General features: G+C 43.7%; 9 protein-coding genes. 8 read left to right on the forward strand and 1 reads right to left on the reverse strand.

The genetic code is table 11. The features are described 5' to 3' along the window. Positions 1 to 348: 348 nt before the first annotated feature. The 8 genes from mgtA (at position 349) to MJ761_RS08420 (ending at position 12,096) form a co-directional block, all read left to right on the forward strand. Positions 349 to 3,042 carry a magnesium-translocating P-type ATPase gene (mgtA, locus tag MJ761_RS08385; protein ID WP_093091719.1) on the forward strand — a complete coding sequence of 898 codons (2,694 nt, stop codon included), beginning with the start codon at positions 349 to 351 and terminating at the stop codon, positions 3,040 to 3,042. A 178-nt stretch (positions 3,043 to 3,220) separates the two neighbouring features. Continuing rightward, positions 3,221 to 3,460 carry a helix-hairpin-helix domain-containing protein gene (locus MJ761_RS08390; protein WP_093091392.1) on the forward strand — a complete coding sequence of 80 codons (240 nt, stop codon included), beginning with the start codon at positions 3,221 to 3,223 and terminating at the stop codon, positions 3,458 to 3,460. Positions 3,461 to 3,783: 323 nt separating this feature from the next. Then, the gene (locus MJ761_RS08395) at positions 3,784 to 6,054 is read left to right on the forward strand and encodes an NADP-dependent malic enzyme (RefSeq protein WP_093091394.1); all 2,271 of its coding nucleotides are present in this window, start codon (positions 3,784 to 3,786) and stop codon (positions 6,052 to 6,054) included. 76 nt (positions 6,055 to 6,130) lie between these two features. Continuing rightward, a complete protein-coding gene (greB, locus tag MJ761_RS08400) occupies positions 6,131 to 6,634 on the forward strand; it encodes a transcription elongation factor GreB (protein ID WP_093091396.1) in 504 nt (167 codons plus the stop codon). A 159-nt stretch (positions 6,635 to 6,793) separates the two neighbouring features. Continuing rightward, positions 6,794 to 7,705 carry an AAA family ATPase gene (locus MJ761_RS08405; RefSeq protein ID WP_093091398.1) on the forward strand — a complete coding sequence of 304 codons (912 nt, stop codon included), beginning with the start codon at positions 6,794 to 6,796 and terminating at the stop codon, positions 7,703 to 7,705. Next, the gene (locus MJ761_RS08410) at positions 7,689 to 8,624 is read left to right on the forward strand and encodes a DUF58 domain-containing protein (RefSeq protein ID WP_093091401.1); all 936 of its coding nucleotides are present in this window, start codon (positions 7,689 to 7,691) and stop codon (positions 8,622 to 8,624) included. The genes MJ761_RS08405 and MJ761_RS08410 overlap by 17 nt, the downstream gene beginning before the upstream one ends. Next, complete coding sequence (locus MJ761_RS08415) at positions 8,624 to 10,618, forward strand: transglutaminase TgpA family protein (RefSeq protein ID WP_218060197.1); 1,995 nt, start codon at positions 8,624 to 8,626, stop codon at positions 10,616 to 10,618. Before MJ761_RS08410 ends, MJ761_RS08415 begins: the two co-directional genes overlap by 1 nt. Before the next feature lie 704 nt (positions 10,619 to 11,322). Beyond that, positions 11,323 to 12,096 carry an isocitrate lyase/PEP mutase family protein gene (locus MJ761_RS08420; RefSeq protein WP_218060198.1) on the forward strand — a complete coding sequence of 258 codons (774 nt, stop codon included), beginning with the start codon at positions 11,323 to 11,325 and terminating at the stop codon, positions 12,094 to 12,096. 243 nt (positions 12,097 to 12,339) lie between these two features. Here the strand turns inward: MJ761_RS08420 and MJ761_RS08425 are convergent, their stop codons facing one another. Next, positions 12,340 to 14,052 carry a thiamine pyrophosphate-dependent enzyme gene (locus tag MJ761_RS08425; protein ID WP_093091408.1) on the reverse strand — a complete coding sequence of 571 codons (1,713 nt, stop codon included), beginning with the start codon at positions 14,050 to 14,052 and terminating at the stop codon, positions 12,340 to 12,342. Between the last annotated feature and the right edge of the window lie 259 nt (positions 14,053 to 14,311).

Below are 14,311 nucleotides of genomic sequence, written 5' to 3' on the forward strand. Positions count from 1 at the left end.
TGTCTGATTAATGTGAATAAATGGCAGTGAATATTGTTTTTTACTCCATCTAGGGTAAATTTAATTGACGCTAGCATCATTGTCACGTATAAACGCTATCTTGCTGAAATATGGCTGTCTTTTTGCTATTTTGCCAGTTGAATAAAGGCTGAGGATAGTGATTTCAGTATAGGTGAGCTGAATGTTATGCATTGAGCTTCGGACTATTTAACCGGGAATAAAACAATGGAAGAAGATTCGAGTCGACCGTTTATTTTATTGATAACACAACTGCAACAAGGCCGTTGATGTTTCCGGGTTAACAGTATCTGCCGACCGGGAAACAGCATGGTCGGTGAGGTACTGTCTATGAAAAAATTAAAAAAAATCATTTCTCAATCAGTGGTAATCAAGGCTGTGCAGGAATCACGCAATAGTCTTGACGGGACACTGTCTAATTTGCATACCAGTTTAAGTGGTTTGACCGAGCACGATGTTAAGGAACGGCTGGCTAGTTTTGGCAGCAATGATGTGGTGCACGATAAAGCACCTTCTGCGTGGCTGCAATTGTTGCTGGCGTTTAAAAATCCTTTTATTTTTGTGTTGCTGGCGCTGGCCTTGGTAAGCTTTTTTACTGATTATCTGATTCCTTTGCACAATGGTGAAGAAACCAGTTTGAGTGGAATCAGTATTATTGTGGTGATGGTTCTGCTTAGTGGTTTGCTCAGCTTCTGGCAGGAATATCGTTCTAATAAGGCCGCTCAGGCGCTGAAATCGATGATTAGCACTACTGCTACGGTATTGCGTCGCAGTCATCAGGATATTAGTGCTGTACAGCTTGAGGTACCGATTAAGGAAGTGGTACCGGGCGATATTATTTTGCTATCTGCCGGCGATATGGTTCCGGCTGATGTGCGCCTGATTGAATCCCGCGATTTGTTTATCAGTCAGGCGGTACTTACCGGTGAATCCATTCCGGTAGAAAAATCAGATACTATTGGTGTAAATGCAAACGCAGCCGCTCAACAGTCGCAACCATTATCTGCCAATCCGCTGGATGCTGAAAATATCTGCTTTATGGGTACCAATATTGTCAGTGGTACGGCTAAAGCAGTGGTGGTGGCTACAGGCGGAGATACTTATTTTGGTTCGCTGGCCAAATCAATTGTCGGTACACGCAGCCAAACTGCTTTTGACCGTGGTGTGAACAGTGTCAGCCATTTGCTGATTCGCTTTATGCTGATTCTGGTGCCGGTAGTGCTGCTGATTAATGGCTTTACTAAGGGGGACTGGGGTGATGCGGCCTTGTTTGCTCTGGCTGTAGCGGTAGGGCTGACGCCGGAAATGCTGCCGATGATTGTAAGTGCCAATCTGGCCAAGGGTGCAATGGCAATGGCGCGGCGTAAGGTGGTGGTAAAACGCCTGAGTGCTATCCAGAATTTCGGTTCTATGGATGTGTTGTGTACCGATAAAACCGGCACATTGACGCAGGATAAGATTATTCTGGAGCACTACACTGATATCAATGGCAATAATGATAATGAAGTTTTGCAGCTGGCATGGCTGAACAGTTCTTATCAGAGTGGCATGAAAAATCTGATGGACAAGGCGATTGTGCGCTTTGCTCAGGAACCGGAAAACAGTGCGGTTATCAATGAGGGTGGTTATCGTAAGATAGATGAGCTGCCGTTTGATTTTGTACGCCGGCGTTTATCTGTTGTGCTGCGGGATGAGGAACAGCGCCATGTGCTGATTTGCAAAGGTGCGGTTGAAGAAATGCTGTCAATTTCCAGCTGTGTGTATGAACAGGGACAATATCTGCCGCTGGATACAGCACGGCGTGAACAGTTGCTGGCACTGGCTGAAAGTTACAATAAGGAAGGTTTCCGCGTACTGGCGATTGGTAAAAAGTATATTGCTCCGGAAGCACAGAAAGCACAGTATGCAGTGGCAGATGAAACGGAGCTGACTTTGTTTGGCTTTCTGACTTTCCTTGATCCTCCAAAAGACAGTGCAGCTCAGGCCATTGCTGCTTTAAGTGAAAATGGTGTGGCTGTGAAAGTGCTGACCGGTGACAATGCGATTGTAACGCGCAAAATCTGTCATGAAGTAGGTATTGAAGCCGGACAGCCTTTGCTAGGCAATGATATCGAAGGGTTGAGTGATGAGGCACTGAAACCATTACTAAAACAGCACACTGTATTTGCCAAGTTAACACCGTTGCAGAAATCACGCATTATTCGCCTGTTGCAGGAAAACGGGCATACAGTGGGTTTTCTGGGTGATGGTATTAATGATGCGCCCGCTTTACGCGATGCTGATGTCGGTATTTCTGTGGATACGGCCACTGATATTGCTAAGGAATCCGCCGATATTATTTTGCTGGAAAAAAGTCTGATGGTGCTGGAAGAGGGCGTGATTAAAGGACGCGAAACTTTTGGTAATATCATTAAATATCTGAATATGACGGCCAGCTCTAATTTTGGCAATGTATTTTCAGTATTGTTTGCCAGTGCCTTTTTGCCATTTTTGCCTATGTTGGCAATTCAGTTGCTGATTCAGAATCTGTTATATGATTTTTCTCAGCTGTCGCTGCCGTGGGACAAAATGGATGAGGAATTTTTGCGTAAACCACGCAAATGGGATGTTTCCAATATTAGCCGTTTTATGTTGTTTATCGGCCCGATTTCCTCAATTTTTGATATCAGCACTTTTGCACTGATGTGGTTTGTATTCCATGCCAATGCGCCAGAAGTACAGAATCTGTTTCATTCCGGCTGGTTTGTGGAAGGATTGCTGTCACAAACGCTGGTGGTGCATATGTTGCGTACGCGCAAAATTCCGTTTGTGCAAAGCACTGCTGCATTGCCGGTATTGCTGATGACAGGGTTGATTATGGCAATTGGAATTTGTATTCCGTTTTCACCGATAAGCAACTGGATTGGCCTGACTGCACTACCATGGCAATATTTTCCGTGGCTGGTACTCACACTGGGCTGCTACTGCGTTGTTACTCAGATAGTGAAACGCTGGTATATTCGCCGCTTCGGACAATGGTTTTAGGTGTTAATTAGTATAAGAGCGAGTTAAATACTCGCTCTTTTTTGTTGCTAATTATCAGGCTAATATCAGATAAATTGGATTACTTTTGGCTAGTTTTACTTTGCCGGTTTGATTTATACTAAATTTTTCTATTTTCAGATGAATTATCAGTAAGCAGACGGAGGCTAGATGGCATTTAATGCAACTGAAAAAGCCGGGGTTGTTGACGGTAAAAGGGGTTGGAGAAAAGATGATTTTGCGTCTGGAGCAAATGGGTATTGATTCGTTGGCGAAACTGGCACAGGCAAATCCGCAGGATATTACTGAGCAGGCAGCCAGTTTGGTTGGCAGCAGTTGCTGGAAAAATAGCCCGCAAGCCAAAGCTGCTATCAGTATGGCGGTAGATTTTGCTCGCCGAAATATTGAAAATCTGTCCTGAAATTTGATGAGTTAATCAGAATAAGTGATTTTGGCTAATCGTAACTGATATGCTGGCAGAGGTGCCCAAATATGCAGTTTTGGTATGACGAAATATTGATATATTTTACATGCTGGTAAAAAGAGTTAATTGATGCAACTATAATTAATGGCAATTGATTATTATGGTAATAAAGCGGTGCATGATTTTGTTAAATAACGCTATAATGTGAATCACTTTTATCTTGGCCTTGTTTATTAAATTGCTCAGATGAAAATAACTTTATAGCGCGCTCTTTCACGAACAGCTTATTGGTGTTGAAAAACCTAAGACTGAGAACAGATATGGATGAATTAATCAAAGAAGCAGCATTGCATTTTCACGAAGAACCCCGTCCCGGAAAAATTCAGGTTACGCCGACCAAGCCTCTGGCTACTCAATACGATTTGTCACTGGCTTATTCGCCGGGTGTGGCTGCACCATGTATGGAGATTCACCGTGATCCTTTGAATGCATACAAATATACAGCACGTGGTAATCTGGTGGCTGTGATTTCAAACGGTACGGCGGTATTGGGGCTGGGCAATATTGGTGCACTGGCCGGTAAGCCGGTAATGGAAGGTAAGGGTGTACTGTTTAAGAAATTCGGCGGTATTGATGTATTCGATATCGAGGTGAATGAAACTGATCCAGACAAGCTGGTAGATATTATTGCTTCTCTGGAGCCGACATTTGGCGGTATTAATCTAGAAGACATTAAAGCACCTGAATGTTTTTATATTGAGAAGAAGCTGCGCGAACGCTGCAATATTCCAGTATTTCATGATGACCAGCATGGTACGGCTATTATCACTGCCGCTGCGATTAAAAATGGTCTTGAGGTTGTCGGCAAAGACATCAGTCAGGTTAAATTGGTATGTTCTGGCGCAGGTGCAGCGGCTATTGCCTGTCTGGAGCTGCTGGTTGCGCTGGGCATGAAGCGTGAAAATATCACTGTGTGCGATTCGAAAGGTGTGATTTATCAGAATCGTGAAGAAAACATGGTGGAATCGAAAAAACTGTTTGCCATTGCGGATAATGGCCAGCGTAATCTTGCTGATGCTGTTCATGGCAAAGATATTTTCCTGGGCTTGTCTGGTCCGAATGTATTGAGTGTGGATATGCTCAAAACTATGGCCAAAGATCCGATTATTCTGGCTATGGCCAATCCAACACCGGAAATCTGGCCGCCGGAAGCCAAGGCTGCCCGACCAGATGCTGTAATCGGTACCGGCCGTTCTGATTTTCCGAATCAGGTAAATAATGTATTGTGCTTCCCGTTTATTTTCCGTGGTGCGCTGGATGTAGGTGCCACTACTATTAATGAGCAGATGAAGCTGGCTTGTGTGCATGCCATTGCAGAACTGGCTAAGGCCGAGCTGAGTGATGAAGTATCGGCTGCTTATGGTAATGCCGAGCTGTCTTTTGGACGTGAGTATCTGATTCCGAAGCCATTTGACCCTCGTCTGATTGCGGTGGTGGCTCCTGCTGTAGCTAAAGCTGCTATGGATTCTGGTGTGGCTACCCGTCCGATTGATGACATGGATGCTTATGTAGAAAAACTGAGTCAGTTTGTCTATAAATCCAGTCTGTTTATGAAGCCGGTATTTTCTGAGGCCAAGAAAGAGCTTAAACGTGTGGTGTTATGTGAAGGTGAAGATGAGCGTGTTCTGCATGCTACTCAGCACATTGTTAACCACAAACTGGCTTTCCCGATTCTTATTGGCCGTCCGGCAGTAATTGAAGCGCGTTCAAAACAACTGGGGCTGACTATTCAGCCGGGCAAAGATTTTGAAATCGTTAATAATCAGGATGATCCACGCTTCCGTGAGTACTGGCAGGCTTATTATCAGTTGCGTAAACGCCATGGTGTAACCGAGGAAATGGCACGCCGCCGCATGATCAGTAACTCTACTCTGATTGGTGCTATGCTGGTACGCATGGGCAGTGCGGATGCGCTGCTATGTGGTACAGTAGGCCGCTTCCATGACCATTTCAATATTCTGGAAGAAGTAATTGGCTACAATAATCCTGAGCAGAACGCCTGTGCTATGAATGCCTTGATTATGACTTCAGGTAATATGTTCATTGCTGATACTTATGTTAATCCAGAACCCACTGCCGAACAGATTGCTGCCAATACGCTGATGTGTGTTGATGAAATGAAACGTTTCGGTATTGAGCCTAAAGTTGCTTTGCTGTCTAATTCTAACTTTGGTTCACTGAATCAGCCGAGCAGTAGCAAAATGCAGCAAGCACTGAAATTGATTAAAGCTGCTGACCCTGAGCTGAATGTTGATGGTGAAATGCAGGGTGATCTGGCTCTGGACGAAAAACTGCGCCAGAAACTGATGCCAGACTGCGAGCTCAAAGGTGCTGCTAATCTGCTGGTGATGCCAAATCTAGAGGCTGCCAACATCAGCTACAATCTATTGCGTACCGCTTCTAACGGTGTCACTATTGGCCCGATTCTGATGGGTATGAATGAAGCTGTGCATATTGTTACACCAATGGCTTCTGTACGCCGTATTGTCAATATGGTAGCTTTGGCTGCGGTGGACGCACAGCGTAAATAATCGCTGAGCTTACTATCAATCAAGCAGGCTGTCTGTATGTTCAGACAGCCTGCTTTATCAATTATGGAGACACGCTATGGCTAATGTGCCACCTCAGAGCGCACCCAATTACATTACCCCTGCTGGCCATCAGGCTTTGCAGGACGAACTTTATCAGCTGGTTAATAAGGAGCGTCCGGAAATAGTGAATGTAGTGAACTGGGCTGCCGGTAATGGCGACCGCAGTGAAAATGGTGACTATCTGTATGGTAAGCGCAGATTGCGTGAAATTGATCGCCGGATTCGTTTTTTAACCAAACGTCTCGAAGCTGCGCAGGTGATAGATCCGGAGGCGCGTGAAGCCTGTGATCAGATATTTTTTAGTGCAACTGTAACTATTTTGCGCGCCAATGGTCAGCAACAGACTGTGCGTATTGTGGGTACAGATGAAATTGATACTGGCCGTAATAAAATCTCTTGGGTATCACCGTTGGCACGAGCTTTGCTGAAGGCTCATGAGGGCGATGAAGTGCGTTTACATGGTCCTGATGGTGTGGAAAACATTGAAATACTAGCAGTAGAGTATGTTCGCATTGATTAATAGGCGTAAAATCATGCATAATGTTAAATCAGGTTAGCAATTTGCCATTATTTGGTATTTGTAAATCTGAGCTGTTGTGAAGTTAATTATTAATTGTTACCGCAGTTTGTCCGTACCTGATGATGCTGCCGGATTTTTTATTCTCATTTGCGTTAAAACATGAATCCAAAACTTGAACCGATTTTCAAGCAGCTTAATGCGCTGATTCTGGGTAAGCAACAATTATTGATACAGATTGTTACCTGTGTGTTGGCACGCGGACATGTTCTGCTTGAAGATGTGCCCGGCGTAGGCAAAACCACGCTTGCTCACGCGCTGGCCGCAGTATTAGGACTAAATTATCAGCGAGTACAGTTTACCAACGATATGCTGCCTGCTGATTTACTGGGTGTAAGTGTTTTTCAGCCGAAAACAAGTGAATTTATTTTTCATCCTGGGCCTGTTTTTAATTCTTTTTTACTCGCAGATGAGATTAACCGAGCTTCGCCTAAGCTGCAATCGGCTTTACTGGAAGCGATGGAGGAAAGACAGGTATCTGTAGACGGTAAAACCTATGCATTGCCAAACCCGTTTCTGGTTGTGGCTACTCAGAATCCGACTGAACAGCTGGGTACATATCCTTTACCTGAATCGCAGCTGGATCGTTTTATGATGTGTCTGAGTATTGGCTATCCGGCAGAAAAAGAAGAAAAGCAGCTTTATCTTTCAGGCGGGCGTCGCCAGTTTGTGCCGCGGCTTAAGGCTGTTTGTAATGGGGAAATATTGCAACAGTGGCAGGCGGAAGTTGCTAAGGTAAATTTATCGGCAACAGCGGCAGATTATGTTTATCGTCTGGTGGCAGCCACGCGTAATCCGGGTACATTTGCTATTGGTCTGAGTCCGCGCGCTGGACTGGCTGTTGTGCAGGCGGCCAAAGCTCATGCATGGGTGCATGGGCGGGCACATGTGGTGCCGGAAGATGTGAAAGCTGTATGGGTGGCTGTGGCTGCGCATCGTCTGCAAACCTTACAAAGCCAAACCAGAAGCAGTACGCTGCTTACCGAGATGCTGGATTATGTTGCAGTGGTTTGAGGTGCCGGCACCCACGCCTATTGATGGGCATACTGCTTTACAGGTTCGTAATGTGCGCATTAATCTGACGCGCTTGGGCTGGGGGCTGGCGATTGCCTGTATTCTGTTATGGATAATGGCAGTTAATTATCAGGTAAATGTGGCCTATGCGTTGGTATTCTGGTTATTGGGCATATTATTGTTTGGTGCGCTTGCCGGTATACGGCAGCTTACTGGTCTGATACTGTCCATTGTGCCGCAGCAGGAATATTTTGCTGGCGAAAATTGTGCGCTGACTTTACATGCCTGTGATGGTTGTAAACGCACGCGCTGGTTGTGGCTGCAAACAGCACAGGAAATAACTGGTACCGCCAGCGACTGGCAGTTATGGACGATTACACCAGAAAACACTGATTTTGTCTGGACATTGCCACCACAACGGCGTGGTGTTCTGCCGCCGCTGATACTGGCAGGAGCCAGCATGGCTCCGTTTGGATTGCTGATGATTAAAACATATTGGGAATTTACTGATGAGATTGTGATTTTTCCCGAACCAATTGAGCACAATATTCCGATGGCAAGAACCAGTAGTGATGAGCACGGTACACAAATCAGTTTAAGTGGTCAGGATCCGGCTTATTTGTTGCCACATCAGAATACCACTTCACCGCGACAGATTGCTTGGAAACATTATGCCAGAACAGGTGATTTACTGGATAAATATTTTGAGCAGGGTAGTACGCAGGTACAGCCATTGCTGATTTCCTATCGTGATTATCCACAAGGAACCAGTGTGGAACAAATGGCCAGTATGATGTGTAGTCGCGTTCTGGCAGCAGATGCCAGTGGGGAAAAATATATACTGGAATTACCGCGGCAGCGTTATGAGGCTGCTACTGCACAACGAACACGATGTCTGAATGCTTTGGGTAGATGGTGATGTGGCTCGCTGATCCGGTTTTTTTACGCAAATCTCCCCCAGTACGCACGCAGTTTATTTTATTGTTGATGCTGGCCTGGGTGGCTTTGCCTCTATTATTTGATTTGCCACTGAGCGTGGGTGCGGCATTTGCTGTGTTGTGGATTGTGCGTGCAGCCCTGCTTTTCACCAATATTAAAAAGCTGCCCCTGTGGGCACTGGTACTATTGCTGGTAGCTACTGCTGTGTGGGTATATTTTCGTATTGGCACAATTATAGGCCGCGATGCGAGTGTTGCGTTGCTGATGCTGATGATTGTGCTTAAGGCTTTTGAGGGCGAAACTCTGCGCGACTGGCAGATACTGTTACTGGCACAGCTAATTTTAATGGGTGGCGGTCTGCTGTTTAATCAAAGCATATGGATGGCACCGTGGCTGATTATGGCTTTATTCTGTCTGATTTCTTCGCTGGGCTTACTGGCCGGCATCAAGCCGGCTACCGCTCTGCGTCAGGGTGCGCTGATTCTGGTTCTGTCTTTTCCGCTAACGGTGATTTTGTTTATGGTGGTGCCACGCAAAGCGACACCATTATGGGGTATCCCGCAGCCACAGCAGTCTGCCATAACTGGGTTATCAGATACACTTGACCCTGGTACTATCAGTAATCTGATTCCGAGTAATGCACTGGCGTTTAATGTTACTTTTGATAATAATGTGATTCCCCGCAATGCTGATTTGTACTGGCGTGTGATGGTAATGGGCAACAATCAGGGCGGACAGTGGCATGCTGTGAAGGAACAGTATACTGATGAAGATACTTTGCAGTTGCCAGACAGGGCTGTTTTATCAAAACGCTCTGATAGTAAGCTGGTAGGCTATCAGCTGATTATTCAGGACGACCATGGCCGCATACCGGCACTGGATCAGCCGTTGCCAGACAGCCAGTCTGATTTACAACGGCGGGTAGGAAATGTGGTGCGGGTGAATAAAAGCCGAGAAGGCTTACGCCGTGTGCATTTATATTCTCAGCTGGTGCCGAATTTGCGTCAGCAAATGGATCAGGAGCTGTTGAATTACTATACTCAACTACCGGCCGGACTTAATCCTGAAACCCGTCGGCTGGCGCAGCAACTGGCTAAGGAATCTGGCAGCAGTGAGGAGTTTATCCGCCATATAATGGCCTATTTTCGTAAAGGCGGTTTTCAATATACGCTCACTCCAAAGCGCAGTCATGAATCTCTGAATAAAACCGACTTTTTTTTATTTAATAGTCAGGAAGGTTTTTGTGAAGATTATGCAGATGCGACGGTTTGGCTGGCGCGAGCGGTAGGCGTGCCGGCACGGATTGTGATTGGCTATCAGGGGGGAGAATATCATCCTGATGGGAAGTTCTGGCAGATTCGCAGTAAGGATGCTCATGCTTGGACTGAAATCTGGATTGCAGAAAAAGGTATATGGCAGCGGGTAGACCCAACCAGTGCTGTTGCATCAGTAAGGGTACAAAACGGGGTAGAAAATGCTTTGCCGGCAGATCAACGAGCCGGTTTGTCTTCGTCTTATCCATTAATACAAAAATATCTGGATAATGGCCAGTTTTACTGGCAGCAATGGGTAGTTAACTACGATACTGGTAGCCAGAATTCACTACTGGACTGGTTTAAGTTGAAAGATATGCCCAGACCTGTATTGTTACTGCTAATTGCAATGGTGATTATGCTTACTGCGCTGCCACTGGTAATCTGGCTGCGCAGACAGGGAAATGTGCAGACGCAGCCATTGATCGATGGTATCAATCTGCTCAAGCAAGCTGTTATAGAAGGCGAGGCATCGGAGTTATCTGCCATTGGACCGCTGGAGCTACAGGCTATTCTGGCTGAGCATGGTTTACTTAATGATAATCTGGCTGCTTTACTGGCTCAGTATATAGAATGGCAGTATGGCGCTGAAGGTATGCCGAACAGGCGAGCTCAACGTGCATGGTATCGGAAAATGAAGCAAGCTGTTCGGCATTTGTAACAACCAATAATGCTGCCATATTTTATCTGGTCATAATCTGGCTGAATCTGCTGTACTTAGATATTAATCATACCAGACGAAAACTACCCAGCTATTGAAGTTGTTTCAATCGCAGGGTAGTTTATTACAGCATTGAATGACCATATTAATTTTAGTGCCAGAAGTTTTCCCGTATTGCCGCAAATGTCTGGCTATTCGGAATCACTAATGACAGCTAACTTTTATTCATGTGGAATAGAAGTTAGGAAATAACAATACTTTAAATTATTTTAATTGAAAAGGATTAATTAGTATGAATAATTAACTATCTGATTCTAATATTTATTAATTTTAAATAAGGTGTTGTTAAAAATACAATAGTGGTCTTTTTTCAAGTTGAGGCTAATTGCTAACTGCTAGGCAGTGGAATAATTCAGAATTGCTTGCATGTCTTTTATCTGAAATTATTTATTTTATTCAGCAATATTTATATAGATAAAATTTTGTATTTAAAGTGCTTTTTTGAATGATCTTGAAAATGGCTCTGATGTATATTTGTACTAGTTTGAATGTTTTGTTTGTCTTATTTGCTTTCAATAAATAATGTTTAATAATCAAAGTTGTAATTTTATTAATATTTTAATAAAATTACTTGTCAATTCTTAGGTTGTTGTATTTAATTTATTGGTTCTATTATTAATGTCATTAATAACTTTTTAGGCTTCATGATGACATTTAATCGGTTACATAAAAATTCTTATCCTTTAATACTATGCAATGTTTGGGATGTAAATAGTGCGAAGATAGCTGAAAAACTAGGTTTTCAGGCTATTGGCACCTCTAGTGCAGCAATTGCGTCTATGCTTGGCTACGACGATGGAGAGAAAATACAATTTGAAGAGTTGTGCTATGTGATACAAAAAATTGCAGGCAATACATTTTTACCCCTTTCAGTTGATATGGAAGCAGGGTATGGCAGAACTTCGGCAGAAATAGTCAATAATATTAAGAAGCTTGCAACTTATGGTATTGCTGGAATTAATCTTGAGGATAGTATTGTGAACGCAGAGCGAATACTAGTTGACGGTAAACGCTTTGCTAATATCCTTTATGAAGTTAACAACAAGCTTAATGAAGCTGATCTAAATATTTTTCTGAATATCCGAACAGATACTTATGTATTAAATGTTCCGAATAAGCTGGATGAAACCCGAAAACGGATTGAGCTTTATACCAAAGCTGGTGCCGATGGAATTTTTATCCCCTGTTTATCGCACGAAGCGGATATTAAATTTTTGGTAGATAAGTCCCAGTTACCTATTAATATTATGGCTATGCCTGATCTACCTTATTTCGAAAAGCTCAAAGAATTAGGTGTTAAACGAATCAGCATGGGAGATTGTTTATTTTCTAATATGTCTGCCATACTGAAACATAAACTGAGTAAGGTTATGGACAATCAATCTTTTGCTGATATTTTCAGTGATAGCAAATGCTAATTTGAATATGGCTTAATTTGATATTTAGAATTCCAATATATCATTGCCAATCTATTTGAAATTAATACTGTTTCGTTTCTTTATATTGATAAATACCAGTGTGAGCCGGCAGCCGGATTGAATATGTGTGCCAGATTGCTGGTATTGATATGGGCGTTATGCAGCAGTATTTTCAGATTTACAGCCATAAATAAGGCTCACTGCTATGCTTGAATCTGAGCAGTAAGCCTGTGTTCAGTAAGTTCAGATATTATTCTTTATCATATCGATCACATCTTTGCCTTTGCCTTCAAGTATGGCTTTGGATCCATACCAAACCATGTTTTTCACATTTTCATAGCTGATTGCTGGTGGCATAATCAGTTCTTTGTCGCTGATTACCACATCTAGCAGAGCCGGCCCTTTGTGTGCCAGAAAGGTTTGTACTGCTGTTTCCAGTTCGGAAGATTTGCTGACACTCTGGGCGCTGAAACCACAGCCTTCGGCAATGGTTTTAAAATCGCCATTTTTAAGATCAACAAATACTTCTACCAATCCTTCGCCTTTTTGTTCCTGTTCAACAAAATTAAGGGAGCTGTTGTTGAAAACAACTATTTTAATCGGCAGATTTTCCTGTTTGGCGGTAAGTAAATCACCCATCAGCATAGCTAAACCACCATCTCCAGATAAAGAAATTACCTGCCGTGCCGGGAAGGCTTTCTGCAATCCATAAGCCTGAGGCATACCGTTTGCCATGGTGCCATGTTTCAAACTGGTAAGAAAGCGCCGCTTGCCATTCATGGTCAGGTAGCGCGAACCCCACAACATAGGTGTACCAACGTCAGCGGTAATCAGTGCATTATCGTCGGCATGTTTATCTATTAACTCGATTAATTGTTGCGGATGAATTGGATGTTTGTCGTCTGGGGTGGCATGAGCTTCATATTTATCCATGATTTTGGTAAACAAAGCGGTATGGTGATCCAGAAAACTGCTGTCGCTACGTGGCTGAATTTTGGGTAGAACAGTTTGCAGGGTAGTTTTAATATCGCCAACCAGCCCTAAATTGATTGGATGACGTAAACCTAGCTGAGTAGCATCGTGATCAATCTGAATGATATTGGCGTTTTCAGGATAGAATTCTGTCCATGCAAAACTACAGCCGAGTAATAATAAGGTGTCGCAGTTTTTAACTGCTTCATAGCCAGCTTTGGTGCCAAACATGCCAGTCATGCCTACCTGATAGGGATTTTCCCAAGCAATACTGTCTTTGGCACGGGAGGTGTGTACAACGGGTGCCTTAAGTTTTTCCGCTAGCGCAATCACTTCGTCATGTGCATCTTTGCTACCATAACCGGCATAAATGGTGATTCTATTGCCTTGATTGATGGTCTTGACCAGCTCTTCGATTTCACTATCATTCGGGCGGGTAACTGGCTGCGGGTGCCAGATTTTTATCGGTTGTTCGACCACTTCCATTTTGCTGATGTCACTGGGCAGGATAACAACGGCTACGCCACGTTTGTTAATAGCTGCCTGTGCTGCCTGAGTGAAAATGCGCTGAGCTTCCTGTGGTTGGGTAACCATTTGACAGAATACGCTGGTATCCTGATAAACTTTGAGAAAGTCTACTTCCTGAGGAAAGCCAGTACCCATTGATGTGGCAGCCAGTTGGCTGGCAATGACAATTACAGGCGCATTGTTGCGATTGGATTCGTACAGCCCGTTAATCAGATGCAGGCTACCAGGTCCACATGAACCGGCGCAGGCAGTGAGTTTATTGGTAATCATGGCTTCAGCACCGGCAGCAAACGCAGCAGCTTCTTCATGACGAGTATGTACCCAGTTAATACTGCTTTTTTCGATGGCCTTGCCGACAAAATTCAGGGTATCCCCGATGATGCCATAGCAGTTGCTTACTCCGGCTGTAGTCAGTACATCAATCAGTACTTCTGAAACGGTTTTGGTTTTAGACATAGTGCATTTCCTCTAAAATTGATTATTTATTAATAGATAAAGAATAATAAATAGTTTTATTGATAATCATTTTGTTATCTTCGCTATATTTTCATCTATACAGCAAATTTAAGCAGTATATTAATCAATTATCAGTGTTTAATGTATTGTAGTAGTGAGTAATCTGCAACACAAGGACATTGGTAAATTTGGATGAATATAATCTAATAAAAAAGGCAGTCGGCACAGGGTACCGGCTGCCAATACAGGCAAAGAGAAC

This window comes from Snodgrassella communis, from assembly GCF_914768045.1.
GTDB lineage: Bacteria > Pseudomonadota > Gammaproteobacteria > Burkholderiales > Neisseriaceae > Snodgrassella > Snodgrassella communis.

Bases quoted from the DNA above. Each gene is read 5' to 3' on its own strand.
- MJ761_RS08410 (WP_093091401.1), top strand. From the start codon at position 7,689: ATGTTGCAGTGGTTTGAGGTGCCGGCACCCACGCCTATTGATGGGCAT.
- mgtA (WP_093091719.1), top strand. From the start codon at position 349: ATGAAAAAATTAAAAAAAATCATTTCTCAATCAGTGGTAATCAAGGCT.
- MJ761_RS08405 (WP_093091398.1), top strand. From the start codon at position 6,794: ATGAATCCAAAACTTGAACCGATTTTCAAGCAGCTTAATGCGCTGATT.
- MJ761_RS08395 (WP_093091394.1), top strand. From the start codon at position 3,784: ATGGATGAATTAATCAAAGAAGCAGCATTGCATTTTCACGAAGAACCC.
- MJ761_RS08420 (WP_218060198.1), top strand. From the start codon at position 11,323: ATGATGACATTTAATCGGTTACATAAAAATTCTTATCCTTTAATACTA.
- MJ761_RS08425 (WP_093091408.1), bottom strand. From the start codon at position 14,052: ATGTCTAAAACCAAAACCGTTTCAGAAGTACTGATTGATGTACTGACT.
- greB (WP_093091396.1), top strand. From the start codon at position 6,131: ATGGCTAATGTGCCACCTCAGAGCGCACCCAATTACATTACCCCTGCT.
- MJ761_RS08415 (WP_218060197.1), top strand. From the start codon at position 8,624: ATGTGGCTCGCTGATCCGGTTTTTTTACGCAAATCTCCCCCAGTACGC.
- MJ761_RS08390 (WP_093091392.1), top strand. From the start codon at position 3,221: ATGCAACTGAAAAAGCCGGGGTTGTTGACGGTAAAAGGGGTTGGAGAA.